Raw genomic sequence first — 25376 nt, forward strand, 5'->3', positions numbered from 1 at the left:
CTACCGCGCCTCCTGGTCGTTGTCCGGGATCCGGGCCGCCGGCATCGGCAGCCGCTCCGTCCGCCGCCGGCCCTCCCCCGCTGCCTGGACGGCGTGGGAGGTACCCCTACCGTTCTGTCGTTCCGGCCGCTCGCCGTGGCCGCGCGGCACGGTGTGCGGCCCGTCCCACAGCGTGCCGTCGGTCCGGTCTCGCGGATCGGGGTCGATCAGCACCACACCGATCACCGGAATGCGCTGGTCCGTGAGCTGTCGCGCCACGGTGTGCAGCCATGCGGCGCTGCCGTGCCCGGCCCGCACGACGAGCACGGTCCGGGTGCCGAGGTACCGCAGGTCGGTCCACGCCGTGCCGGGCGCCACCGAGCCGACGCCGATCCGGCGCTCCTGGGGCGCCACGGCCGCGGCGTCCACGCCGCTGACCACGGTGGGGTCTCCCGGCGTCGGGCGGCGCCTGGTGAGCTGCGGGCCGGGCAGACCGTCGACGACGACCACCGGCCCGTTCGCCGCCAGTGCCCGGGCGAGGTCCAGGGCGATCACGCTCGTGCCGCGCGCACAGCCCAGTTCCAGCAGCGACACCGGTTCCGCGGAGCCGCGCACGGTGCGGGCCAGGAAGGCGGTGAGCCGTGTCCGTGTCGCCCGGGTCCGTCGGCGCCGCCACGGTCCGGCCGGCCGGCGGGGCAGCTCCGCGACGACCGAGGCGCCGAGGTGCGCCGCGATCTCCCGCCGCAGCACGGGGCGGTCCGCCACCACTGCGGTGACCGAGGCCACCGCGAGTCCGAGGGCGAGCCCGAGGAGGAGCCCGATCGCGGCGTCGGTGGCAGCGGTCCTGGGCAGGGAGTGCCGCACCGCGTGCGGGGCGTCCACGATCTGTGTGCCGGCGATGAGCTGGGGCGTGCCGATGCGTGCCTCCGCGGCGCGCTGGCCGAAATCGGTGATGCGCGAGGTGAGTTCGGCCCGGCGGGCGAAGAGCGACTCCAGGTCCGCCGCCGCCTTCGGCCCGCTCTCCGGCGCTCCGTCTCCGATCGCCTTGTTGACCTCGGCGAGTTCGTCCCGCATGAGGTCACGCTGTTCGAGCAGGGTCTTGGCGTCCGCGTTCGCGGCTTCCCGTATCCGCCGTACATGGTCCGCGACGAACGCGTCGGCCAGCGCCTCGGCGCGGGCCACCGCTTCCGCGTCGCTGTCACCCGTCGCGGTGATCTGCAGCAGGTTGTTGGTCAGGCCGACCCCCTCGTAGTCCTCCATGAAGTCCTCCGGTTTCTCCGGGGACCCGAGGGACCGCAGGGCCTTGTCGGCGATCCGGGTGGTGTGCAGCAGCGCGGCGTCGGTGCGGATCAGCGTTCCGGGGTCGCTCGGCTGGTCCTGCTGATGTGCGACCAGCACCTTGGTCACCGCGGTCGGCGGCGGCGGCAGCAGGACCGCCACCGCCGTGCCGACGAGCAGCCCCAGCAGCGCCATGGAGCACCAGAGGCGGCGCCGCCTCCGTACCGCCACCACCAGCGCCTGCAGGTCCAGCAGCGGAGCGGCGGCCGACGACTCCGACGTCGCACTCGTCGTCACCGTGCACCTCCCGTCGCGTCGTGGCCCACCGCGAGCGCCGGCGTGGCGGTGTCCCGAGGAGGGCCGGCGGACCGCGTCGGACGGGCCCGGACCGGGTCGGCGAGGACGATGCCGACGACCTCGTGCCCGGCGTCCGCACACGCCTCGGCGATGCCGGCGAGCTCCTCAGCGGTCCAGCCGCCCGCGCTGAGCACGACCAGGGCACCGGACTCGTGGTCGCGGTCCGGCACCATCGGCCGGGACACCGAAACCCCCACCACCCGCAGCAGCGGATCGCCCTCGGCCTCGGCGACGAGCCGCCCGGCGGCCCGGCGGGCGATCTCGTCGCCGTCCGGAACGACGACCAACAGCCGCCGGGGGACCGGCAGCCGGTCCCGGAGGCGGGCGCACACCCGCCGGTAGCGGAGCTGCCTGCCGGCCTCGTCGCCGGAGGTCCGCGGGGTGGGTGTGTCCCACCGGACGTCGACGCCGAGCAGCCGGCGGATCCCGGCCCGCCGGCCACGGTCCTGCGGCCGGTGCGCGGGCTGCTCACCGGGTACGTCGACGGTGCCCAGCAGCGTCGAGCCCAGCGCCGCGGCGATCTCCGGTTCGGTGCGCAGCCGACGGCTCATCCGCGCGGCGGTGAGATGGCCGACGACCGCGAGCAGGAAGAACAGCAGCGCCCCGCCGACGACGAGCTGCGTCCTCGTCGGCGGTGCCTCGCCGGACGGCCGGGCCGCCGGCCCCATGACGACCATGCCGGCCCTGTTGGCGGTCGGGTCGACCTTGTCCAGCTCGGTGATGGCCTCCTGCAGCGCGGTGCGCAGCTTCGCGAGCTCGGTGCGGGTCTGCACGCTCTCCACGGTCCGCCCCGGATCGGCGGCGTCGGCCAGCTCGGTGATGCGGCGGCTGGTCCGCACCACCAGCTGCCGCAGCTCCTCGGGCCGCGCCGCCGCCGCGGAGTCGGAGCTGTCGCCCGCGACCCGCGCGGCGAAGGTGACGAACTGCTGGACCACCTGGTCGGAGAGCCGCTGTGCGCGCTCCGGGGTGTCGGCCGTGCCCGAGATCTCGATGATGTTCCCGTCGGCGGCCTTGGCGCTCACCCGGTCCCGCAGCTCGCTGCCGCCGACCCCGCTCCAGCCGAGCTCGGCGGCCGCGCGGTCGACCACCACCGAACTGGTCGCGATCTCCGTCTGGGTCAGCAGCTCGCGCTCCTCCCACGCCCCCGGCAGCAGGACCGATGCCGACGTCGTGTAGCGCGGCGGGAACAGCAGGGAGGTGCCGTAGCCGACGAGCGCGCCCACCACGGCGAGGAGGGTGAGGAGCCGTCGGCGCCGACGGATCATCCGCCCGATCGTGACCAGGCGTATCGTGTCGTCGCTCAACGGCGCGGCCTCTTCCCGGCCCGGTACGTCTCGCCCGCCGGCACCGGGGCGTGGTCACGGCGGGCGGCGGCGTAGGCGGCGAGCAGCGACGCCTGCGAGTTCCGCCAGGCGAGCGGCCCGCCGATCCGCTCCTGGCCGACCTTGCCCATCCGGGCCCGCTGCTCCGGATCGTCCAGCAGCAGCGCGACGAGCTTCGCGAACTCGGCCTCGTCGTTCGCGGGTGCGTAGAGGGCGGCGTCACCGGCGGAGACCCGCGCCTCCTTCAGGTCGAACGAGACGATCGGCCGGCCCATCACCATGTACTCCAGGACCTTGTTCATGGTCGACACGTCGTTGAGCGGATTGCGCGGGTCGGGGGAGAGGCACACGTCCGCGGTGGACAGGTGGCGCACCAGGTCGGCGTCCGGAATGCGCCCGGTGAACTCCACCTGTTCCGAGAGCCCGAGCCGCCGGGACAGCTCCACCATCGCGTCGAAGGTGTCGCCGCCGCCGACGAACACCGCGTGCCAGTCGGTCCGCCCGACCTCGTCGCGCAGCTTCGCCAGGGCCCGCAGGGCGTAGTCGACGCCGTCCTGCGGGCCCATGACGCCGAGGTAGCACAGCAGATGGGGCTTGCCGCGCTTCAGCTCCGGCTCGGGCGGTACGGGGTGGAACCGCTCGGTGTCGGGCGCGCTGCGCACCACGAAGACGTCCTCCGGCCGCCGGCCGCCGCGGCGCACCGCGACGTCCCGGTAGCTCTCGTTCGTGGCGAGCACGACGTCCGCGGCCCGGTAGGTCATCCGTTCCAGTGCGCACACGGCGCGGTAGAGCAGGTCCTCGCCGCGGCCGAACCGGGAGAGGTACAGCTCGGGCACCAGGTCGTGCTGGTCGAACACGAACCGCGCGCCGCGCCGCTTCAGCCACAGGGCCGGCAGGAACAGCAGGTCGGGCGGGTTGCAGGCGTGGACCACGTCGACCGGGCCGACCCTCCGGGCCAGCCGGACCGTGTGCCACAGCGCCGATCCGTACTCCCGCAGGTAGCCGGCCGGCCCTCCGGTGGCCGCGCGCAACGGGTAGCGGTGGATCCGTACCCCGTCGATCTCCGCCTCCGGCTCGGTGTCCCGCTTGCTCCCCTGCGGGCAGATGACGTGCACCTCCCAGCCCGCGTCGCGCAGCGTCGTGCACTCCTGCCACACCCGCCGGTCGAACGGCACCGACAGGTTCTCCACCAGGATCAGCGCGCGCCGGCCGTGCCGGTCGCCGCCGGCCGTGTCACTGAACGATCTGTCACCAGGCAAGGCCCACGTACCCCGGTTCGGCCCGGCGCGCCTCGGCGTCGGGAAGGCGGACGAGATCGACGATCACCGGACCGTCGCCATGGGGGAGCGCCGACAGCACGGCCGGATCCCTGGTCCCGACCAGGCACACCTCGGCGTGTTCGAGCACCTCGTCGACGGAGTCCGCGAGCAGTTGCGCGAGGTGCGGCAGCCGGGTCTCGACGTACTCGCGGTTCGCGCCGAGCAGCCGGGACAGGCTCACGTTGGCGTCGTGGATCTTCAGGTCGTACCCCTTGCCGAAGAGCCGCTCCGCCAGCTCGACGAGCGGGCTCTCGCGGAGGTCGTCGGTGCCGGGTTTGAAGGACAGACCGAACAGCCCCACCCGGCGCTTGCCGGTGCGCTCGACCAGTTCCACCGCGCGCTGCAGATGGTCGGAGTTGGAGGGCAGCACATGGGCGAGGATGGGCACCGAGACGTCGGCCCGCTGTGCCGCGTGGACCAGGCTGCGCAGGTCCTTGGGCAGGCAGGAGCCGCCGAAGGCGAAGCCGGGCCGCAGGTAGGCGGGGCTGATGTTCAGCTTGCGGTCGGCCAGGAACACGTCCATCACCTGGTGCGAGTCCACCCCGAGCGCCTGGCACACCGCGCCCAGCTCGTTCGCGAAGCCGATCTTGAGGCCGTGGAACGCGTTGTCCGCGTACTTGATCGCCTCGGCCGTCGGGACCGGCACCCGGAACACCTCGCCGGGCAGGCCGTCGTACAGCGCCGCCACCACATCGCCGCTGGCCGGGTCGAGTTCGCCGATGACGGTCTTGGGCGGGTCGAAGAAGTCCCGCACGCTCGTGCCCTCGCGCAGGAACTCCGGGTTGACCGCGACCCCGACGTCCACCCCGGCCGTGCCGCCGACGGACTTCTCCAGGATCGGCACCAGCAGGTTCAGACAGGTGCCCGGGAGCATGGTGCTGCGGAACACGACGGTGTGCCGCCCGCCGCGCTCCGCCAGCGCGGCGCCGATCTGCTCGGTGACCCGCTCCAAGTACGTGGTGCACAGGCTGCCGTTGGGCTCCGACGGCGTGCCCACGCAGATCAGCGAGACCTCGCTGCCCATGATCGCCTCGCGGACGTCACGGGTGGCGCGTAACGCCCCGGTCCCCACGACCTCGGCGACGAGCTCGCCGATCCGCTCCTCGACCACCGGGGCCTTGCCGTCGTTGACCAGGTCGACCTTCACCTGGTTCACGTCGACCCCGATGACCTCGTGACCCGTACTGGCCAGGCACGCGGCCGACACGCAGCCCACGTAGCCGAGCCCGAAAACGCTGACTCTCACGATCTGTTCCTCCCCCCAGGCAGGCCCTCGCGGCCTGCGGTCCGCGCGCCGGCGGGACCGTCGGGTCGCCGTCCCCCGCGCATCAGTAGGCCCCCTGCCCGTGGAGCACCGCACGCAGCGTCTTCCACAAGATCACCGTGTCCAGGGCGAGCGACCAGTCCTCCACGTACCGCAGGTCCAGCCGGACCGCCTCCTCCCACGACAGGTCGCTGCGTCCGCTGATCTGCCACAGGCCGGTGAGTCCGGGCTTGACCAGCAGCCGCCGCCGGATGTCCGGGCCGTACGCGGCGGACTCCTCCGGCAGCGGAGGCCGGGGACCGACGAGCGACATCGATCCGGTGAGCACGTTGAAGAGCTGCGGGAGCTCGTCGATCGAGTACCGGCGCAGCACCGCTCCCACCCGGGTCACCCGCGGGTCCCGGCGGAGCTTGAACAGCAGGCCGGCGCCCTCGTTGAGGTCGGCCAGCCCGGCACGGGCCCGGTCGGCCCCGACGACCATGGTGCGGAACTTGAGAATGGTGAACTCGCGGCCGTCCTTGCCGACCCTGCGCTGGCGGTAGAACGCCCCACCCCGGCTGGTCGCCGGCACGAGCAGCCCGACGAACACCATCAGCGGCGCGAACAGCAGCAGCAGGATCGCCGCGCCCATCCGGTCGACGACCCCCTTGACCACCCGGCGGCCCCCGGTGAAGGCCGGCATGCTGACCCGCAGCAGCGGAATCCCGAGCACCGCGTCGATGTGCAGCCGGGGGCCGGCCACCTCCATCAGTACGGGCGCCACGACCATCTCGGCGTCGCTGCCCTCGAGGTTCCAGGCCAGCCGCTGCAGCCGGTGCGGTGACCAGTGCGGGTCCGGCGTGACCGCGACGACACGGTAGCCGTCGCGGTGGACGTGGCCCGCGACGTCCGCCAGCCGGCCGACGACCGGCACTCCGTCCAGTTGGTCACCGTCGGGTCCGAGACCGTCCGTCGTGCACACCGCGTCCACCCGCCAGCCGAGGTGCGGGAACTTACGGGTCCGGGTGATCAGGTCGCGCACGGTGGCCGGGCTCCCGGCGGCGAGCACCGGTCTCAGACACCGTCCTTCCTTCCGCTGTCTGTGCAGCCCGAGGCGCAGCAGATACCGCGCGGTCATGGTGACGAGCGCGATCGCGGGGACCGCGACGAAGATCCAGAGCTTGATGTTGCGCGAGGTGAGGGCGATTCCACCGAGTGCCAGGACGACGGTCGCCGCGAAAAGCGCGCGTCCGAGCCGGCGGAATTCCTCGGCGCCCTGGCCGAGCACGGCCGGAGCCCACGCCCGGCCCACCGCGAGCGCGCCCAGCACCAGCAGCCAGGTGCCGAAGGCGAGAATTCCCCATTTCTCGTGCCAGTTGGCCGCGTCCCGGGCCCCGAAGAAGTTTCCGATCGCCGCCACCACGAAGGCGGTGGCCACGGTATCGCCGGTGATCACGGTACGGCGGTACCGCTGCTCCCAGTCGATCGCGGGCTGGTTGATCGCCCCGTTCGCCAGACGCCCGCGCGCCGACGGAAACGGGCTGAGTAATCCCCCTTGCCGCACAGAACCCCCCAGGTCCCCAGTGGTTCAACGTGTTCCCCTGACACTGTTTCTCCACCCGGGAGGCCCCCGCCCCCCGCGCCGCGCTGTTCCTCCCCACGGGAGGCCCCCGCCCCTCCGCGCATGACATCCCGGCTGTTTCGGAGCCGGTTGAGCAACCCATCCTGGCGACAGCGGACTTGCCTGTCCCGCCAGGCTCTCGAGGTGCGCGGAACCCGTCGAAACCTCGGGTGCTCCCCGCACCCGGGGCCCTCTCTCGGACTCCGGGAATTGATCATCCCCACGTCCGGCACCAGGAATGCGAATACTGGCTTTCCGTAGCACCGGACCTATAGATCATTAACGGTCGCCTCATGTCCGAACGGCTGAAGCAAGGTCAATCTAGACCATCGGGGCCGGTATGAAGAGGGGTTGTGTGGAATTTGTGTTCAGCTCTGGGACTGGGTTCGCCGATCGATGACCGCCTGTAGGCGCTTTCACGCCACCGCGCGCTCCAGCGGCTCACCCGGCCCCGGGCGCGGCCGTACGCCGGCTGAACCACACCGTCCGCTGCGGCTCGCTCGGAGTTCCGCTGCGCTTCGGGTCGCCGAGGCGCACAAGACGCCCTACGCGCCTCTCTGGGCGGAGCCGTTGGCAGGGCACCTCAAGTCGACCTGGGCGTACGCCACTCCGCCGCGCACCGAGTGCGACGTCGGCGCGCTCAATGTGCTCAGCAGGGCAGGGCTGGCTCTCTGCGACGGTGCTTAGCCACCGACACAGGAAGCCCGCCGCTTTAGCGGTGGGTGGAGTTACCCCGTGAACCCGTACGCTGATCCCGCGTATGAGTCGCTGACCTGGTGAACGGCCCCCAGAGCCCGACACATTGGGGCCATGGCGCCAACCGTCCCCCACAGCAAGCCGGTTACCGTACGTATGTTCTCCCAGCGGTTCAGCTCCACCCCGCTGGGCGCCCGCCTCGCCCGCCGGCTCGCGCTGTACCGGCTGCACAGCTGGGGCTTCCCGTACGGATCCGCCGTATCCGACGCCGCCGCCCTGATCGTCGCCGAGCTGGGTGCGAACGCCGCCACGCACGGCCGCGTACCGGGCCGCGACTTCGAACTCCAGCTCACACTCTGCGGCGGAGCGGCCTCATACGAGGGCCCCGGACTCGGGGCGGAGGCCGACGCCCACCCCGCCCGCGTCCTCCGTATCGACGTCTCGGACACCCGCGGCGAACGCCGCCCGCCCCACCCCGGCGAGATCGTCGCCCCGGACGCCTCCGCCGTCGGAGGCCGGGGCCTGCTCCTCGTCGAGGCGCTGGCCGACCGGTGGGAGGTCCTCGACCGGCTGCCGGTCGGCAAGACCGTCCGCGCCGAACTGGATCTGCCGCGCTGACGTCGGCGCGATCGGTCGGCGGCCCTCCTGCCGGTCCGGACGCTGCTGTCGACCGGTGACCTGCTGTCCGAGTGTGCCGGACGGCCGCGGTGCGCCGTCCGGCGGCCGGGTCCGGATGGCGTCCCGCCGGGTGGTGCAGGGAGCCTCCGCGGTCGCACAACTGCTGCGGAAAGCCGGGCTTGCGTCCTGGAACCTGCGGTCCCGGCACTGTGGGGCCGGAGACGGGTACCTCGCTGGAAGCGTCCGGTACTTCGTGAGGCCTTCCTCGACCCTGGGATGCCCCAGGGGCCCGGCCTGTACCATCGGCGCCACACCAGGTGGGCGTAAGGGGCGGGCGTCTTGTCCAACGGGCTGTCGACTGAGGCGAAATGGACCAACACCATCGGAATCCTGGGCCTCGTCGTCGCCCTGTTCTTCGGCGCGCAGCAATGCGCTTCCAGTCCCGGTGCCGCGCCCTCTCCGGCCTCGTCCCCCACTGAGGACCCATCTTCTGCACCCACCGAACCCGAGCCGGACCCCACGACACCGAATCCCGACTCGACGGGCACTCCCACACCGGAGATCGCTTACCTGACGGAGATGGAAGAAATCCACGAGAACGAAGGCCCGGCCACGATCAACAACGAGCCGTACCCTCGCACTCTGCGCCTCTCTCTCGGGAACTGCGACAGCATGGTGTCGCAGAAAGTGATCATTGACCTCAAGGGCGAGTGGACTACGTTCAGGGCAACCATCGGCCTGCCGAGCGATACCCCGCCGGGAACACGCATCCAGTTCTCCTTCAGCTCCAACGGCAAGCAGATCGGCAAGGTGTACGAGCTCGGCATCATGGAGTCTCGTGATGTGACACTCGACGTGCGCGGTACGTCCCTTCTCTACCTTCACGGCGTGTTCCTCGAAGGTGAGGACGACTGTTACGTCGGTGACGCGGCATGGGGCGACGCACGGATCAGCAAATAGCCCGGGTGGGCGGCCTTGCCCCCGAACGTCGAACACGGCTCAAAGCATGAGCAGTTGGCGGGCAGGTGACACGCGAGTGCTCAAACGGGCGCCGTTGGGGCAGTTGCGGCTGAAGTGCTCACGCTTTTGGACGGTGTGCCCCGCCCGGGGAGGCGTCCGTCCCGGCAGCGCACATCTCGGCGAACCGGTGGGTGACGGCCGTTGAGCCGTTGACGACGTCCACGACATTCCTGCGACCACTGAGGACACCCGGAGCGAACGGCCGAGTGGGACGACGGGCGAGCGGGGCGGCCGGGACTTCCGCGACACGCCCCGGGCGTCCGCACGGGTCACGGGCCGCCGACGGCGGTGTGGTCCAGGTTGGTGACGCTGTGGTGCCAGGCCAGGGCCACGAGGACGAGGAGGGCGCCGTAGACGGTGGCGGGGACGGCGAGCCAGCCGGAGAGGTGCGGGGCGGCTTTGATCAGCATCAGGACGACGTACAGCACGTCGATGAGTCCGACGCCCGCGTAGGCGATGATGGTCGCGCCGCGCTGCCAGCGGGCGGCGGTGTGCAGGTTGGAGGCCCGCTCGCTGGCCGTGACACCGAGGACGGCACGGTCCAGGCGGGGACCGGCCGGGGGTTCCACCGCGTCCAGGATCGCCTTCTCCAGGGTGAGGATGGAGCGGGCCCGGACCGCGGCCAGGTTGACCATCTGGGCCTGGAAGGCCAGGACGCAGACCAGGGGGAACGGCAGGAGGCTGATGGCCCAGCCGAGCAGATCCAGCTTGTCGTAGAAGGCGATGGTGCCCACCAGGTAGGTCACGGCGGCGCCCATGGTGGCGAGGCTGACGGTGAGGGTGCTGGAGCGGTCGGCGCGGTCGGACTGGTAGATGACGGTGAGCACGTGCAGGCGGTCGGACAACTGTGCTCCTCGGGCGGTCGATGGGTTCCCGGCGCGCGCCCCTCACGGCGTCGGTGATCCGTCCCTCAGCCGCTCCAGGGCGGACAGCATCGCGGACTCGGCCTCGTCGAGGGTGCCCCGGCGGCTGAGGAGCCGCTCGATCTCGTCGAAGCGCCTGGTCGCGTCGCGGTAGCCGAGCACGCGGAGGGCGGCCACGCGATCGGGCGAGAAGTTCATCAGGCCGGTCAACGGCCCGATCGGCCCCGGCGGGACGACCGGGAGGCTGGGCCGGATGTCGACGCGGACGAGGCCGGTCGCCGCGCCCGGCGCGACCCGGGCGTCGGGGTGCATGTGCAGGACGACGAGGATGTCGCAGTGCTCCTTCGAGGTGAACGCGCGCACGGGGGTGCGGTCACCGCGGCCCAGTCCGCCGTCGAGGTAGGCGCATCCGTCGATCACCCGGGTCGGGAAGACGAACGGGAGCGCGGCGCTGGCGAGGACCGCCTCGCGGATCTGGGGCGCGGCCAGGTCGTTGAGCCGGATGATGTCGGCCCGGGCACCGCCCATCCACCGGGCGACCTCCTTCAGGTGCCGCAGCCGCTCGGGCACGGCCCGGCGGTCCAGCAGGGGGTAGGCGGTGACCCACAGCGGCAGCCCGGCACGGATGCGCTCGGCGTCCACCGCCTCGTCGATCAGCTCCTCCAGCAGGGCCGTCCGCTGTTTGAGCGCCCGCAGGCGCGGGACCAGGCGCCGCACCTGGCGTGCGGTGCTCTCCATGGCGACGCCGGCATCGTCCAGCGGCAGCCCCCGGGCGTCGGACGGTGCGACACCCATCCGGACGGAGAAGCGCTCCCAGAAGGTCGCCAGCCGCTCCACGCCGTGGAAGAACGACTCCCCGCCGGCCAGTACGGCGCCGTTGAGGGCACCGATGCTGGTGCCGGCGATCGCGGACACCCGGGCGCCCCGCTCCGCCATGTAGTCCAGGACACCGAGTTCGTAGGCGCCTTTGGCCCCACCGCCTGCCAGCACCAGCCCGATGCGCACGGAAGGGGGCGGAGTGGGCGGTGCCCCGGGCAGCGCGGCCGGGTCCCGGTGCGGGACCTCCGGGTGCCGGGCCACCACGTCGAGGGCCCTTTGCCTGATGTCGTCGAAGCCCGCCGGGCCGGTCATGAGGCGCTCCTCGTCCCGTGGAGCAGGGAGCGGCGCGCGGCCGCCTCCGCGAACTGTTCCCCGACCAGTTGCCGGAGCAGTTCCTCCGCGGTCAGGCTGCCGGCGACGTACCGGGTGCCGTTGCCGACCGCGCCGCGCAGTGCCGCTCCGGCCGCGGCGTCCGGATCCGCGCCCCGCAGCGTGGTCGCCGCCGCTCGCGCGAGCGCGGTGCTGAGGGGCCCGCGTGCCCGCGTCTGTTCGTCCCGCAGCCCCTCGCCGAGCAGCTCGGCCACCATGAGCCGGTGGTCGTCGCCGGGCAGCAGGCGGGTGGCCTCGGCCAGCAGTCCGGCCACGGACCTGACGCCGTCGTACCACGGATGCGGCGGGTCCCGGAGTATGCGGTCGACCAGTTCCTGTTCGACGAGGGCGCCGTGTTCGGTGTCGGCGAACTCCCCGGTGGGGCCGGCGGCGACCTCCCGGGCGAGGAGTACGGCCCCGAAGAGGCGGCCCAGTCCCGGATCGGGGCGGGGCCGGCGCCAGCGGCGCACCGCGTCGTCGATCGCGAGTCTGCCCTCGATCCTGCGCAGACGCTCGTCGTGCTCGGCCAGCCCGCGCCCGGTCCGCTCGGCGAGTTCCGCCAGCACGAGGGCGAGTTCGCGGATACCGTCCTCGGCCCATCGGAGGCGGTCGCCGAGCCCCTCCACATCCTTGCGGATCCGGGCCACCTCGTCGGTGATCTCGGCGACGACCAGGTCGGTGACCGCGAGCCGTCCGGTGAGGCTGGACAGCCATGCCAGGGTGTCGCGTTGGGCACCGACCAGAGCACCCTTGACGGCGGTGTCCCGTCTGCGTGCGCGCCCGGTGACCTGTCCCAGCAGTCTGGCGAAGAACCCCTCGCGTACGGTGGCCCGCACGAGGTCGTCCGCGGTGTGCAGGTCGTTGAGCAGTTCGAGGAGGAGCCGGTCGTCCACCAGCGGGACGCCCTGGGCGATTTCACGCGGGGACGGCGGCCGGTTCACGGGCGGTCCGCCGGGGTCGTGAACACGATCGGCGGGCTGAAGGTTCGCGGTCGGTCGCCTCCGACGACGTAGGCGGGAGCGACCAGGAACTCCGGTTGCGCGCCATCGGCCTGCTGCTGTTCCCAGGGCTGGTAGTCGTCCGCGGACAGGGCCGTCGGGTCGACGTCGAAGTCGAGTCCGGCGGTGAGCGCGAGGCCCGCCACGTCCTCGCGCAGTGCCGCCGCCCTCGAGAACACGGCGGCGAACTGATGGTGGAACTGCGTCCCCCCGGTGGCCAGACCGAGCTCGCGCAGTCGGTCGACGATCTCCTCCGGTGGGCCGGACACCGGCTGGTCGAGCGGCTGGAACAGGAACCTGACGAGGTGTGCGACGGCCCGGGCACGACGCCGCGCCAGCTCCGCCCGCCCCTCGTCGCTCTCCTTGGGGCACAGCACGCGTCCCAGGTCACGCAGGGACTGCGTCACCAGTGCCCGGTAGGTCTGGGCGAGTTCGAGATGACGGCGATGGACGTCGGAGGTGACGCGGCCCGTGTCGATCGCGTCGCGGACTCCCTGGTCCCGCAGGGCGTCCGCGACGCGGTCGACGCTGCGGGCCACTTCCTCGAGCCGCTCGCCGAGGCTGTGCACCGCGCTGAGCACGGTGGTCGTCCACTGGGCGAAGGCGCCGGTCTGTCGCTGGATGTCCTGCAGCATCCGGTGACATGCCTCGACATCGTGCTGGTTCTTGTTCCTCCTGCCCATGCCCGACGTCTTGCCGTCCTTCTTGTCCGTTCTCCGCCCGCACGTGGGGCACGGCGCCAGGAACTCGTCGTGTTCTTCGTCCTCGGAGTAGAAGTCGTGTGTACCCCGGTGCATGGATCACCCACCTGCCCTGCCGTGCCGTCCGTACAGTTCCGTGAACGTGATCGTGGCCTTGCGGTGCGCGCCACTGACCCGGTCGCGGACCTTCACGGCGATCTCCGAGCCGCCGAACGCGTAGCCGATGTCGACCCTGCGTTCGGACGACGGCAGGTTCATCGAGCCGGACACGTCGACGGACACCGTGCCCAGAAGCTCGCAGCCCTCTTCGTCGGTGTACTGGGGATCGTCGCTGAAGGTCGCGTACAAGGGGATGTCGACGGTGCGGAGGCTGCGTTTCGACACCCCGATGTCGTGCTCGACGAGCTTGTCGACGGGGATCTGATCGCCGCGCCGCACCATGGTGCGGAATCGCCGGTTGCACATCTCGTCCCCTTCATCGTTGACGAAGTGCTTCGCCACGGGGTCCACCCCGTCGCGGAAGGGCATGGAGCAGCCGAAGCCGTAGGTGTACTTCGAGCGGCGCCCCCAGATGACGGACGGGTCGTAGGCGAAGTGCACGGCCCCGCCGAGGACCGCGACGGCGGGGTCCTGCGGAATGAGCACCCTGACCTCGCCGCCGAAGCGGTGGGCGATCCGGTCCCGCAGATAGGTGGACCGGGCGAATCCGCCGACGACGAGGATCTGGTCCAGGCCCTTCACGGGGCCGCCGTCGAGGACGAGCCGGCGCTGCCGTTCGATCGTGTCCAGGACCGGACCGACCACCGACTCGTGGAGCGCGGTGACCTCCTCCGGGGTCAGGACGAGGTGATAGGGGTCGTCCATGGCCAGCTCCGTCAGCCGCTCCCTGGTGTGCTTCGCGAGTGCCTCCCAGAGCCGGCCGGGCACTTCGACATCACAGGGAGTGGTGAGGACCGGTGTGCCGTCTGGGGCCGTCTCGGAGTGCAGACCGACCTTCCACTCCTCCCAGCGGTCCTCCAGCAGGGCGATCTCCCGCGGATGGGAGACCGTCAGTGCCTTCAGCTGCTCGTCGCCGAAGCGGTCGGCGAGCACCTGCTCGACGAAGTGCTGGTTGATGTAGGCCGATCCCAGCGGGCCGCCGTCGGGGATGCCGATCTCGGCCAGCCGGTTGGCGCCGACGCCTTCCGTGCGGATCTGATAGCTGGTGATGTCGACGGTGCCGCCGCCGCAGTCGACCACCATGAAGCGGCTGCCGGTCGTCTCGACGTCGAGCCGGCCGGCGGGGCGCGTCGGCCCGAGCAGGGTGCCGGGGGTGAGGGCGCAGTAGACGGCCGCCGCCTCCGGCTCACTGACGAGCAGCAGCCTTTCCTCGTCGGAAGGCATGCCGGCCTGTGCCGCGGCGTCGCGCATCGCCTGCTTCTCGGAGTCCTTCCAGATCGCGGGCACCGTGATGCACCAGCGGATGTCGTCCTCCGTGAATCCGATGCCGCGGTAGCTCGTCGCCTCGATCTCCTTGAGGGCCGTCTTGTACAGCTTGCCGAGACAGGCCGCGATCAGTCCACGCACCGTCCGACGGCCGGCCCCGGTGAGACTGCCGAGGAAGCGCGGTACGTCGACCCGCGGGGAGTCGGCCCGCAGAGCCATCTTGAACCTGGTGGCGTATCCGAGACCGTTCGGGTTTCCGCGGCCGAGTTCGGACTGCCAGCGTTTACGGGCCTCGAAACCGAACTCGACAGCCGTTCCCCGCTGATTCACCAGCACGGCCGTCAGGTCCTTCGGATAGGGACTGCTGCCGCCCTGGTGTACGAAGTCCTGGTAGGCGATGTAGCGGTTGTTGGCCATGTTCTGCAGATTCGACACAGTCGCCCAGGCGAATCCGGAGCCATGTGTTCCGAAATCGATGGCCACGACGACCTTGGGCACGAACGTGCCGGTGGACGGTGAATGGTTCACTCCAGTCCCCCCTCAGACCGGATGCGGGCAGGTGGCAAGGAGGTTCGCGCTCCCTGTTCCCCCGCCCTCCTATGTACGAACCGGTCCGCCGAGCGGCCGGTTCGATGCGTTCTTCATTCCCACGGAACTCCTGGGAAAACACATAAGCGTGTTGTCTGGGAGTAGGGGTTCGCGATGTGTGGCCAATGGAATTACTGACCGCCGAAGCGAGATTCCTGGGCGATCCTGTTCGAACAGGTGGACTTTTTGATCGATGGGTTCATTGAATGGAGTGGCTCAGGTGCTGGGGCCGAGCGAATCTGCCGGGGATCTTGAGATTCCCGGTTCGTTTCCCCTGCCACAGGGGCGGGCGGGGCCGTCCCGAGCGCGTCGGGACCGGCACGGTCCCGCGAACTCACGGCGGAACTCACGGCATGCGAAGGCGCCGAGCCGACGCGGCGGCGGCGCGGGAGGGCGGGCGACTGCCGGATCAGGGAAGCGGAGCGGGGTAGGCGGCGAGCGCGGCGTCCTGGGGGTCCGCGGCATGACCGCGGCCCTGCGAAGGGGCGGTCACCGAAGCGGCCGCCGCGACGGAGGCCGGCACCACGACGGCCGTGAGAACGAGGGAACCCGCGATCGCCGTGCTCCTCAGGAGGCGTTTGCGGGACACCGGGCGTCCCGCCCGCACGCTCGTCGGGTGGGCGAGTGCATCGCGCGTCCGCCGGGCGCGGTCAACCGCCGCATGGGTCTCCCCTCATCGAGCACCAAGTGCTTCGCCGACGCCTCGGGGTCAAGGCGCGACGCACGCTGCAAGATCGTCAACAACATTCCCGGCAATCTCGCAGGCGATTTCTCACCGAAGTTCCCTCACCGGTTTCCCGGTCCCCTTCGGGCACTGTGCCCACTCGGCCTCACCGTGCGCACTCGCCCGGTTCACGAACGCCGGCCGCGCAGGGCCCGCCAGGCGTCCCCCACCGCGTCCTCGGAGCGCAGCCACCAGCCCTCCAGTTTGTCCCGGACCGTCGTATACACCTTCCACCGCTTGAGCCACGGCGGCAGTTCCCGGAACGGCACGAAGGTCAGGGTGTCGTCGACGGCGTTCACGGCGATGCTCCTGCGGCCGGGACCTTCCGCCCGCAGCGCGGCATACAGCTCCGGCGTCAACGCCCCGTTGAGCCGTGCCGCGGTACCCACCGCCGTGAACGCGAATCCCCGCTGGTTCCGGTCCGGCAACCGCGTCGCCCGGACGATCCGGGGTGACGCCTCCTCCAGCGAACAGTTGAAGGCCAACCCGATCGCCGCCGTCCCCAGACGCCGCTCCCCACGCTCGAACGCGGCATCCCAGTCCGTCGGGTCGTCGATTCCCAGCAGGCCCTTGCCGCTTTCCCAGTCCCATTCGGACGCCACGACCGGTCTTCCCCCTCTGCCTGTCACCCGTCGCACTTGGGCGGGAGCACCTTCTGCTTCTTCTTGTTGTTGATCATTCCGGCCCTGACGAGTTTGGTCAGGTCCTTCTCCTTGACAGCGCCCGACGGGTACGAGGCCTGCACGTGGCCATGGTAGATCTCCTTGACGATCTTGCCGTTCTTGTCGGTTTCGTAGTCGTGCCGGTCGAGGACCACGATCTCGTTGTTGACGTGGTCCACGCCGATGCGCCGGAAGTCGTCCGGGTTGCTGCCGTCGCCCCGTGTGATGGACCGGTCGAGCGCGGCCTGACCGTTCGCGGGGGCGCGCCCGATCTCTCCCTTGGCCGACGAACCGCTGCTCGAACCATGCTTGTCGTATGTCGAGTCGTCGTAGATGCGGACCGGCTCGTCGCCCTCCAGGCCCAGCGGGTCGCTCCAGCGCAGCGGGTTGTCGACGTACGCGTGGTGGTTCGGGGCCGGGACCAGGCCGAGCGGGTCGGGGGTGAGGTAGCTCGCCGTGTCCGGGTCGTAGTAACGGGCCAGGTTGTAGTGCAGGCCCGTCTCCGGGTCGCGGTACTGGCCCGGGAAGGCCAGCGGGCAGAGGCCCTCGTCGTCACCGGCCAGGGAACGTCCCCACAGGCTGGTGACGGCCCGCCAGGCGACCGTGCCCTCCTCGTCGATCAGCTCGCTGGGGGTTCCGGCCAGGTCGGTGACGATCGCGTAGAACTGCCTGTCGATCACGTCCGGGGCGTCGACGCGGCGACCGGTCCGCACCTGGGCCGCCGCCCGGTGCGTGCCCGGCTCCCAGTCCCAGGTGTCGGTCTCCACCCGCCCGTCGCGAAGCCTCTGCTGCTCCGCCAGGTTGGCACGGTCCCAGCTGAAAAGGATCTCGTCGGCGACCGAGCCGTCCTCGTCCACCCGCCACTTGGCGGCACGCCGGCCGAGCACGTCATAGCGGTACCGCCACACACCGCTGTCGGGCGTCACGGCCTCGGTGAGGCGGTCGTCGGCGTCCCAGACGTAGGTCCAGATCCGCCGCAGCCCGGACAGCGTGCGCCGGATCATGCGGACCACGCGGCCCTGGTCGTCGTGCTCGTACGTGGTGCGGCCCGCCGAGGTGACCTTCGTGCCGGTGTGCCGCAGCGGGCCCTGCGTGTCCTGTCCGCCGGGGGCGGGGTGAGCGGCTTCGGTGAGATTGCCCAGTTCGTCGTAGGCGTAGGTCTCGGTCCAGGTGTCGGCCGACACCCGGGTGACGCGGCCCACGTGATCCAGGTCGAACCTGCGGGTGCCGCCCAGCCGGTCGGTGATCGCGGTGACGTGGCCGTCCCCGCGGTAGGCGTACGAGCGGGCCTGGCGCACCTGCGCGCCGCCCTGGGTGCCGGCACTGACGACTTGTTCGACGAGGCGGTGACCAGCGTCCCAGGACTGCGTCAGCATCGCGGCACCGGCCATGCCACGGATGGTTTCCCGGCCGGCCGCGTCGTGGGTGAAGGTCAGCTCCCCACCGTCGGTGACGAGCGACGTGGGCAGTCCCGCCGAGTCGTACGACCAGTGCGAGGTGGCACCGGACGGTGTGGTGCGCCGTGTCCGCCGGCCCAGCGGGTCGTACTGGCTGGTGACCGTACGGCCGTCGACGGTTTCGGTGAGGATCCTGCCCAGGGCGTCGTAGCCGTAGGTGACCCTGCTGCCGGGGTTCACGGCCTCGATCAGGCGGCCGGCCGTGTCGTAGCGCAGGGTGGTGACGTCACCGCCGTCCGTCCGCGCCGTCACCACCCGCCCGGCGGCGTCGCGGGTGAGGCGGACCGTCTGCCCGGTGCCGTCGGTCCGCGCCACCTGATGGCCGGCGGGGTCGAGGACGTACCCGAGCCTGCGGCCGTTGAAGTCGGTCTCGCCGGTCAGGCGGCCCGCCGCGTCGTACCGGTAACTCCATTCGTCACCGCGCGGGTTGGACACGCCGACGAGCCGCAGCTCCGCGTCGTGGGTGAAGCGGTAGCGGGTGCCGTCCGGGTCGGTCCGGGCACTCGGCAGGTCGAACGCGCCGTACTCGAAGGCGGTGACGAAGCCGCCGGCGTCGCGGTGCGACGTGAGGTTGCCCTCGGCGTCGTACGACCAGGTCTCGCGGCCGCCGTCGGCCCGCTCCCGCCACAGCAGCCGTCCGTCCGGGTCCCACTCCTGCCGGACGGTTCCACCGACCGGGTCCTCGATGCGCACGACGCGCCCGAACGCGTCCCGTCGCACGGTGACGACGCTGCCGCGCGGGTCCACGGCCCGCACCCGGAGCCCGGCGGCATCCGTTTCGAAGCGGAACGTGTTGCCGAGCGCGTCGGTCTGCGCGATCCGGTGTCCCCGCTCGTCGTAGGTGTACGAACTCACCGCGCCCAGCGGATCGGTGCTGGTGAGGAGGTTGTCCCGGTCGTCGTAGGTGCACTCCCAGCGGGCCCCGTCGGCTTCCGTGACGGCGACGGGCAGGAAGCCGTCGTACTCCACCTGGACGCCGGTCCCGTCCGGCCGGTCCATCCGTACCGGCTGACCGTGCGCGTCCTGCGTGAAGCGGGTCGTGTTGCCCAGCTCATCGGTACGGGAGAGCAGCCGCCCGAACCGGTCCCACTCGGTGTGCACGCTGTGGCCGAGGGGGTCGGTCACGGTGGTGAGCCGGTACAGCTCGTCGTACTGGTACGTGGTCGTGTTGCCGAGCGCGTCCGTGTAGCGCGTCCGGCGGTCGTCGGTGTCGTACTCGATGGTGCAGGACAGGCTGCCGTCGGCGCCCTCGCCGGCGACGCAGCGGTCCAGGGGGTCGTAGGTGAAGCGGTACCGGTAGTCGTTGCGGTCGGTCCACGACGTGATGCGGGCACGCTCGTCGTACGTGAGCTTCAGCGGCCGGCCGCTCGAGTCGTGGATCTCGGTGAGGTTTCCTTCGGGGCTGTAGCCGAAGCTCCTGAGCACCGTGCCCTCGGGGCCGCCCTCCGGGTCGCGCAGACGGAGCCGGGTGACACGCCCGTCCGTCGTGTCGACGTGCAGGTGCCGGCCGCCTGAATCGCGTACCGCGACAGGGGTGCCGTCGGCGTCACGATCGAAGTCGACACGAGACCCGTTGCGGTCGGTGATCGCGGCCAGGGGCAGCGTGAAGGACTCGTCCACCGCGGCCGGGCTCGACCGGGGCGCGAAGTGACGAGTGATCCCCGTGCCGGGGTCGGTGACGCGAAGAGGAGCACCCGCTGTGCCGTCCCAGTCCAGCGGCCAGCGGGGGCCCTCCAGCGGCATGACCGATGTGCCGGGCCGGGGCACCGGGTAGAAGAGCAGCATGCCGTCCTCGGTGGCGAAAACGGCTCCCTCGTCGTCCAGTTCGAGGCGTTCGTCCAGGGTGGAGGCCCAGGACGGACCGAAGAGGCGGCCCCACTGGTATGTGGACAGGTGGGTGCGCCGTAGTGCCAGTGGGAGCAGGCCGGGAAGTTCGACGTCGGTGGCCTCCATGAGCATTTCGCCGGATACCATGTCGATCGGGTCGCCGTTCTTGCAGCGGCCCTTGGACGGCTTGGACTTCGCCGCGGCGTCGTCGGCCTCCCTGCGCAGGCCCTTCCCGAGCCCCTTGGCCATGGCTTTCAACCCACCCTTGGCCAAGGCTTTGGCGCCCTTGGCCAGGGCACCGAGGGTGGTCAGGCCCTTCATGCCGGGTATGCATTCCAGCACCGCGAATCCCACGTCCCACAGGGACGCCTGGCCCTTGGAGTATTTGTAGAGCGTGTCGGCGAGCAGGGCGAGCGCCGCGATGAGCACGATCGCGCCGAGGATGGGCCCGCCGATGATCATGGCGACGATGCCGACGACCGCGACGACGATCTTGCAGACGGCGACGATGCTGTCCCAGTTGTCGACGAACCAGTCGCCGACCTCCTCCCACCACGACCGGTTCTGGATACCCGCGTCCGAGGCCTCGTCGATCTTCGACTTGGCGTCCCGCGCGGCCTCCTCGCGCATCTTCCGCGCGTCCTCGGCCATCTTCTTCGCCGCCGCGAGCGCGTCCTGGGCGGCGGAGACGTCCGACTGGGCCTTGGTCTCGGCGGACTTGGCGCTCTGCACGTCCCGGGTCGCGGCCCGCACCTTCGCCTCGTCCGGCTTGTCCGCGTCCGACTTCGAACCCGTGGGATCGTCCTTGTACTTGTCGGCCTCCTTGCTCGCCCGCCCGACCCAGGACTCCGCCGACGACAGCTTCGACTGCGCCGAGGAGAGGTCCGCGCGCGCCTCACGCGCCTTCGCCAGCGCCTTGTCGGCGAGGGCCTGGGCGCGCTCCAGCTTCGGCCAGTAGTCCGCGAGCGCGTCACCGCACATCGCGTACGACTTCTCCAGCTTCCTCAGGTTCTTGGGAACGCCGGAGAACTCCTCCTTGAACACGTCGGCCGACTTGCCCGCCCACTCCGCCAGCGTGCCCTCACCGGCCATCCCCTTCACCAGACGCAGCGCCTCGGAGACGTCGTCGGCGAAGTCGTGCAGGAACCTCGCCAGGGTGCGCACACGGTCCGGGTCGCCGGGGGTCGGGTCCTTGTCCAGGTCAAGGACATGCCAATCACTCGGCCGGTATCCCATGATCTTCCCCCGTTGCGACGCTTCACCCATGGAACGTGTGCCTGGGCAAAGTTACTTGATCCCGTGCTCGTGGACTCGTGAGGTGAGCCACGCCCCAGTGCCACCTGGCGACTGACCATCTCTCGGTGGCAACCCAACCACCGCCCCCGGCACGGCACATGGGTACGGAAACTCATTTCGAGCGCATACCGGTGGCCGTTCCCGACCGCACGGCAGGTGTGCGAACTCGCTGGTCGAGTTGTGAAGATTGGATGGATGAGGACACTCCGGTCGCAGGAAGTAACGGTTCCGATTCGGAATGGCCGTACGGCGTCGGGAACGAAAATCCGGAACGCTTCCATCCATAGGATCCCCGTGTGCTTGTCCAGCACTTGAGACAACTGGCGTGACTCTTCCAGCACGCATCACGTGTGAACACATCTCGCGTGTCCCGTTGCGGGTCCCGCCGGAGGGGAAATCTGTGTTTGCTCTTCATACCGCGTCCGCCACGACCGGGCGGCGCACCACCGGACGACGTATCGCCGCAGGGGCGGCCGCGGCCGGACTGCTGACCATGGGCCTCCTCGTCGGTGCGGGTAACGCCGCCGCCGACGAGGGGGACGTCCACCACCAGGGGGGTGCGGTCGCCACTCTCGACGGGCTGAAGACGTACGACTCGGCCCGTCTGGACGTCGGCGACGGCAAGACCAAGAACATCGCCGCCGGCCTGTTCGAGATGAGCGTCGAGGGCAGCGGCAGTCTGCAGTCGTACTGCATCGACATCCACAACCCGACCCAGAACAAGGCGAAGTACCTGGAGACCCCCTGGGCCCAGACCTCGCTCGGCGCCAACGAGAACGCCGGCAGGATCCTCTGGATCCTCCAGAACTCGTACCCGCAGGTCGACGACCTGACGGCGCTGGCCCAGAAGGCGGGTGCCGAGGGGCTGACGGCCAAGACCGCGGCGGCCGGCACCCAGGTGGCCATCTGGCGCTTCTCGGACGGGGCGAAGGTCGAGGCCCGCGACGCGCAGGCCGAGAAGCTCGCCGACTGGCTCGAGGCCCAGGCGCAGAACCTCCAGGAGCCGAAGACCTCCCTCATGCTGGAGCCCGACGCGGTCTCCGGCAAGGCCGGCGGCAAGCTCGGCCCGGTGACCGTGCGCACCGACGCCGGTCAGGTCTCCGTCGCCGCTTCCGCCGACGCCGCCGGGGCCGGCGTCAAGGTGACCGACAAGAGCGGCAAGGCCGTCACGTCCGCCAGTGACGGCACCGAGCTGTACTTCGACGTTCCCGAGGGGACGGCCGACGGTTCGGCCTCGCTGACGGTCCGGGCGACCACCGAGATCCCGGTCGGCCGTGCGTTCGCCAGCCCCAGCAAGAGCCAGACGCAGATCCTCGCCGGCTCCAGCGAGTCCACGGTCACGGCCGACGCGACCGCGAACTGGGCCACCAAGGGCGCCATCCCCTCGGTCACGGCGGAGAAGAACTGTGCCAAGGGCGGCGTCGACGTCACGGCGAGCAACGAGGGTGACACCCCGTTCACCTTCGAACTCGCGGGCGCCGAGCACACGATCGAGGCGGGCGGGACCAAGACGGTGACCGTCCCGGTCGACGAGGACGCGGCGTACGACTTCACCATCGAGGGCCCGAACGGCTTCTCGGAGCGTTTCCAGGGCGTCCTGGACTGCAAGACCCAGGGCACCCCGGGAACCGGGACGCCGGGCACGGACGGGGACACCCCGTCCTCGGCCCCCAGCCCGGCCGGCGGCTCCTCCGAGGACACCACCGGCGGCGAGGGCGACCTCGCGAACACCGGTGGCTCCAGCGCGACTCCGGTGATCGCGGGTGTCGCGGTGGCCCTCGTGGCCGCGGGCGGCGCGGCGATGTTCTTCCTGCGCAGGAAGAAGGCGGCCGCCGGGGAGTGACCGGCCGCTGACCCGGCGGACGGGCCCGGCACACGCATCGCGTGACGCTGCCGGCGCGTCCGTCGGACCACTTCCGGACGCAGTCCCTGGGACCACGAGGGGGGCGGATCTCCCGACGACACGCCGCCGGCGGGCCGTCGGGAGATCCGCCCCTCTCAGCACCTTGCCGCTGGATCGTGGGGGACACCGTCACCGGGGTGCTGAGCCGCGACGTCGAGGCCGCCTCCGGTGACCCTCGCGGCCGTCGGTCACCAGGACACCACGCCGTCCACGACACGACCGTGTGTGCGCATCCCGTCGGCGAGTTCGCGGAAGAACTCCGCGAGGGAACCATGGGTGTCGGACCGGTTCGCGTCACCGTCGCTCCAACGGCCCGGAGTCCCGGTGCGCGTATCGACGAACCTCCCGTACAGCCGGTCGCTCTCGACCGCGAACGGAATCCGGTCCTTGTGCCACGTCGCACAGGAGGGATCACCGTCAGGACCGCGAGGGCCGCCGCCGTCATGGCGGCGGCCCGGGACCGTCAGGTGCGGGTCCAGCGTTGGTTGCTGCCGTTCGAGCAGGAGTAGAGCTGGATCAGGGTTCCGTTGGCGGTGCCGCTCCCGACGGCGTCGAGGCAGAGGCCGGACTGGACGCCGACGATGGATCCGTCGGAGTTGAGGCGCCACTTCTGGTTGTCGCCGCCCCAGCAGCTGTAGATCTGGACCTTGGAGCCGTTGCCGGTGCCGGCGGCGTCCAGGCACTTGTCGCCGTAGACCCTGAGCTCACCGGCGTCGGTGTACGTCCACTGCTGGTTGGTGCCGCCGTGGCAGTCCCACAGCTGGAGCTGGGTGCCGTCGGTGGTGCCGGCGCTGGGCACGTCCAGGCAGCGGCCCGAAGCGACGCCCTTGATCGTGTTGCCGTCCGCAGGGGGCTCCGAGGTGTCGCCGCCGTTGAGCGCGTTGAGGACGGCGGTGTACGCGGGCTTCTTGCTGCCGTCGTTGTTGAACAGCAGCGGCGTGTCCCCCGATCGCCAGGAGTCGCTGTCGCGCACACCCCAGACGGTGACGCCGAGGCAGCGGGAGACGGCCAGGCAGTCGTTGACCACGTTGGCGTAGGTCGTGGACGAGGCGCCCTGGATGTCGAGTTCGGTGACGGCCACGTCGACGCCGAGGGCGGCGAAGTTCTGCAGGGTGGTGCGGAAGTTGCTGTTGTAGGGGCTGCCGCTGTTGAAGTGCGACTGGAAGCCGACGCAGTCGATCGGCACGCCGCGCTGCTTGAAGTCCCGCACCATGTTGTACATGGCCTGGGTCTTGGCCCAGGTCCAGTTCTCGACGTTGTAGTCGTTGTAGCAGAGCTTGGCGGACGGGTCGGCGGCGCGCGCGGTGCGGAAGGCGACCTCGATCCAGTCGTTGCCGGTGCGTTGCAGGTTGGAGTCGCGCCGGGCTCCCGAACTGCCGTCGGCGAAGGCCTCGTTCACGACGTCCCACTGCGCGATCTTGCCCTTGTAGTGGGCCATCACGCCGTTGATGTGGCCGATCATCGCCTGGCGCAGTGTGCTGCCGCTGAGGCTCTGCATCCAGCTGGGCTGCTGGGAGTGCCAGGCCAGGGTGTGGCCGCGCACCTGCTTGCCGTTCTGCACCGCCCAGTTGTAGACGCGGTCGGCGGCGCCGAAGTTGAACTGACCCCGCTGCGGTTCGGTGGCGTCGATCTTCATCTCGTTCTCGGCCGTCACCGAGTTGAACTCTCGGCTCGCGATCGACGTGTACGTCGAGTCGCCCAGCTTGCCCGAGGCGATGGCGGTGCCGAAGTAGCGGCCGCTCTGTGCCGCTGCGGCGCCGAGCGTGTTCTCGGCGGCGTGTGCGGTCGGCGGCGTGACCAGTGCGGTGACCGCACCGAGGACGCCGACGACCAGCGCCAACAGCAGGCCGCGGATTTTTCGGCGGACAACGGGTCCGGGAAGGGCGTACGAGCCCATGGCTGTGCCTCCAGGGTGGACATCACGGAAGGACTGAAACGCAGGGGATGGTGTCGTCCGCTCCCTTTCGGCGGACGGACGGGGCGGGCCGGAGCCCGGGGCAGCACGGAATCACCGGACAGCGCGGTGCGGGTTCGAGATATCGGGCTGTGGCCGGTTTCCCAGACAGGAATGATTGAGGGGTTGATGATGCATCGTCAATACTTCGTGCGGGGGAAAGTTTCTGCCACTGCTCCGAAACTTTCAGAACCCCCCGGCGGGCCGGACGGCGACCCCGGCGCTGTCGCCCGCCGGTGGCGTGGTGCCGAAGGTTTGCCTCGATGATCCATGCTTGAGGTTTCGGCTTCCTGTCGGTGTGGCGTGCGACGTTTCGCCGCGTGGGTTCCGGCAAATG

General features: G+C 70.8%; 17 protein-coding genes. 3 read left to right on the forward strand and 14 right to left on the reverse strand.

Annotated features, from left to right (window positions below; genetic code table 11):
• The 5 genes from ACH4VX_RS32570 to ACH4VX_RS32590 form a co-directional block, all read right to left on the reverse strand.
• On the reverse strand, positions 1-1554 hold the full coding sequence (locus ACH4VX_RS32570; RefSeq protein WP_398372559.1) for a Wzz/FepE/Etk N-terminal domain-containing protein: 1554 nt from the start codon (positions 1552-1554) through the stop codon (positions 1-3).
• On the reverse strand, positions 1551-2918 hold the full coding sequence (locus ACH4VX_RS32575) for a Wzz/FepE/Etk N-terminal domain-containing protein (protein ID WP_398372561.1): 1368 nt from the start codon (positions 2916-2918) through the stop codon (positions 1551-1553). The genes ACH4VX_RS32570 and ACH4VX_RS32575 overlap by 4 nt, the downstream gene beginning before the upstream one ends.
• Complete coding sequence (locus tag ACH4VX_RS32580) at positions 2915-4195, reverse strand: glycosyltransferase family 4 protein (protein WP_398372562.1); 1281 nt, start codon at positions 4193-4195, stop codon at positions 2915-2917. Before ACH4VX_RS32580 ends, ACH4VX_RS32575 begins: the two co-directional genes overlap by 4 nt.
• Positions 4185-5501: a nucleotide sugar dehydrogenase gene (locus tag ACH4VX_RS32585; protein WP_398372563.1), complete on the reverse strand. Its 1317-nt coding sequence runs from the start codon at positions 5499-5501 to the stop codon at positions 4185-4187. Before ACH4VX_RS32585 ends, ACH4VX_RS32580 begins: the two co-directional genes overlap by 11 nt.
• 82 nt (positions 5502-5583) lie before the next feature.
• Positions 5584-7062: a sugar transferase gene (locus tag ACH4VX_RS32590; RefSeq protein WP_398372565.1), complete on the reverse strand. Its 1479-nt coding sequence runs from the start codon at positions 7060-7062 to the stop codon at positions 5584-5586.
• Between the two features lie 867 nt (positions 7063-7929).
• Between ACH4VX_RS32590 and ACH4VX_RS32595 the strand changes: the two genes are divergently transcribed.
• Complete coding sequence (locus tag ACH4VX_RS32595; RefSeq protein ID WP_398372567.1) at positions 7930-8433, forward strand: ATP-binding protein; 504 nt, start codon at positions 7930-7932, stop codon at positions 8431-8433.
• Between the two features lie 339 nt (positions 8434-8772).
• A complete protein-coding gene (locus tag ACH4VX_RS32600) occupies positions 8773-9393 on the forward strand; it encodes an NPCBM/NEW2 domain-containing protein (RefSeq protein ID WP_398372569.1) in 621 nt (206 codons plus the stop codon).
• Positions 9394-9722: 329 nt separating this feature from the next.
• Here ACH4VX_RS32600 and ACH4VX_RS32605 read toward each other — a convergent pair whose 3' ends face one another.
• The 8 genes from ACH4VX_RS32605 to ACH4VX_RS32640 form a co-directional block, all read right to left on the reverse strand.
• Entirely contained in the window at positions 9723-10298 is a 576-nt protein-coding gene (locus ACH4VX_RS32605; RefSeq protein ID WP_398372571.1) for a hypothetical protein, read from the reverse strand.
• Positions 10299-10340: 42 nt separating this feature from the next.
• On the reverse strand, positions 10341-11447 hold the full coding sequence (locus ACH4VX_RS32610; RefSeq protein ID WP_398372573.1) for a patatin-like phospholipase family protein: 1107 nt from the start codon (positions 11445-11447) through the stop codon (positions 10341-10343).
• Positions 11444-12445 carry a diguanylate cyclase regulator RdcB family protein gene (locus tag ACH4VX_RS32615; RefSeq protein ID WP_398372574.1) on the reverse strand — a complete coding sequence of 334 codons (1002 nt, stop codon included), beginning with the start codon at positions 12443-12445 and terminating at the stop codon, positions 11444-11446. Before ACH4VX_RS32615 ends, ACH4VX_RS32610 begins: the two co-directional genes overlap by 4 nt.
• Positions 12442-13299: a hypothetical protein gene (locus tag ACH4VX_RS32620; RefSeq protein WP_398372576.1), complete on the reverse strand. Its 858-nt coding sequence runs from the start codon at positions 13297-13299 to the stop codon at positions 12442-12444. The genes ACH4VX_RS32615 and ACH4VX_RS32620 overlap by 4 nt, the downstream gene beginning before the upstream one ends.
• Positions 13300-13302: 3 nt before the next feature.
• Positions 13303-15156, reverse strand: coding sequence for an Hsp70 family protein (locus ACH4VX_RS32625; RefSeq protein WP_398372578.1), 1854 nt, complete (start codon positions 15154-15156; stop codon positions 13303-13305).
• Positions 15157-15625: 469 nt separating this feature from the next.
• On the reverse strand, positions 15626-15805 hold the full coding sequence (locus ACH4VX_RS32630; protein WP_398372580.1) for a hypothetical protein: 180 nt from the start codon (positions 15803-15805) through the stop codon (positions 15626-15628).
• Between the two features lie 263 nt (positions 15806-16068).
• Positions 16069-16542, reverse strand: coding sequence for a hypothetical protein (locus ACH4VX_RS32635; protein ID WP_398372581.1), 474 nt, complete (start codon positions 16540-16542; stop codon positions 16069-16071).
• Positions 16543-16565: 23 nt separating this feature from the next.
• A complete protein-coding gene (locus ACH4VX_RS32640; protein ID WP_398372583.1) occupies positions 16566-21122 on the reverse strand; it encodes a DUF6531 domain-containing protein in 4557 nt (1518 codons plus the stop codon).
• A 553-nt stretch (positions 21123-21675) separates the two neighbouring features.
• On the opposite strand from ACH4VX_RS32640, the gene ACH4VX_RS32645 reads away from it, so the two are divergent.
• Positions 21676-23025: a Cys-Gln thioester bond-forming surface protein gene (locus ACH4VX_RS32645; protein ID WP_398372627.1), complete on the forward strand. Its 1350-nt coding sequence runs from the start codon at positions 21676-21678 to the stop codon at positions 23023-23025.
• A 523-nt stretch (positions 23026-23548) separates the two neighbouring features.
• Here ACH4VX_RS32645 and ACH4VX_RS32650 read toward each other — a convergent pair.
• Positions 23549-24982, reverse strand: a complete 1434-nt coding sequence (locus ACH4VX_RS32650; RefSeq protein ID WP_398372585.1) for an endo-1,4-beta-xylanase — start codon at positions 24980-24982, stop codon at positions 23549-23551.
• Positions 24983-25376 lie beyond the last annotated feature (394 nt).

Source organism: Streptomyces sp. NPDC020731 (assembly GCF_044334705.1).
GTDB lineage: Bacteria > Actinomycetota > Actinomycetes > Streptomycetales > Streptomycetaceae > Streptomyces.

Coding starts and splice junctions, on each gene's coding strand:
- ACH4VX_RS32595 (WP_398372567.1), top strand. CDS start 7,930: ATGGCGCCAACCGTCCCCCACAGCAAGCCGGTTACCGTACGTATGTTC.
- ACH4VX_RS32610 (WP_398372573.1), bottom strand. CDS start 11,447: ATGACCGGCCCGGCGGGCTTCGACGACATCAGGCAAAGGGCCCTCGAC.
- ACH4VX_RS32620 (WP_398372576.1), bottom strand. CDS start 13,299: ATGCACCGGGGTACACACGACTTCTACTCCGAGGACGAAGAACACGAC.
- ACH4VX_RS32640 (WP_398372583.1), bottom strand. CDS start 21,122: ATGGGATACCGGCCGAGTGATTGGCATGTCCTTGACCTGGACAAGGAC.
- ACH4VX_RS32645 (WP_398372627.1), top strand. CDS start 21,676: ATGGGCCTCCTCGTCGGTGCGGGTAACGCCGCCGCCGACGAGGGGGAC.
- ACH4VX_RS32650 (WP_398372585.1), bottom strand. CDS start 24,982: ATGGGCTCGTACGCCCTTCCCGGACCCGTTGTCCGCCGAAAAATCCGC.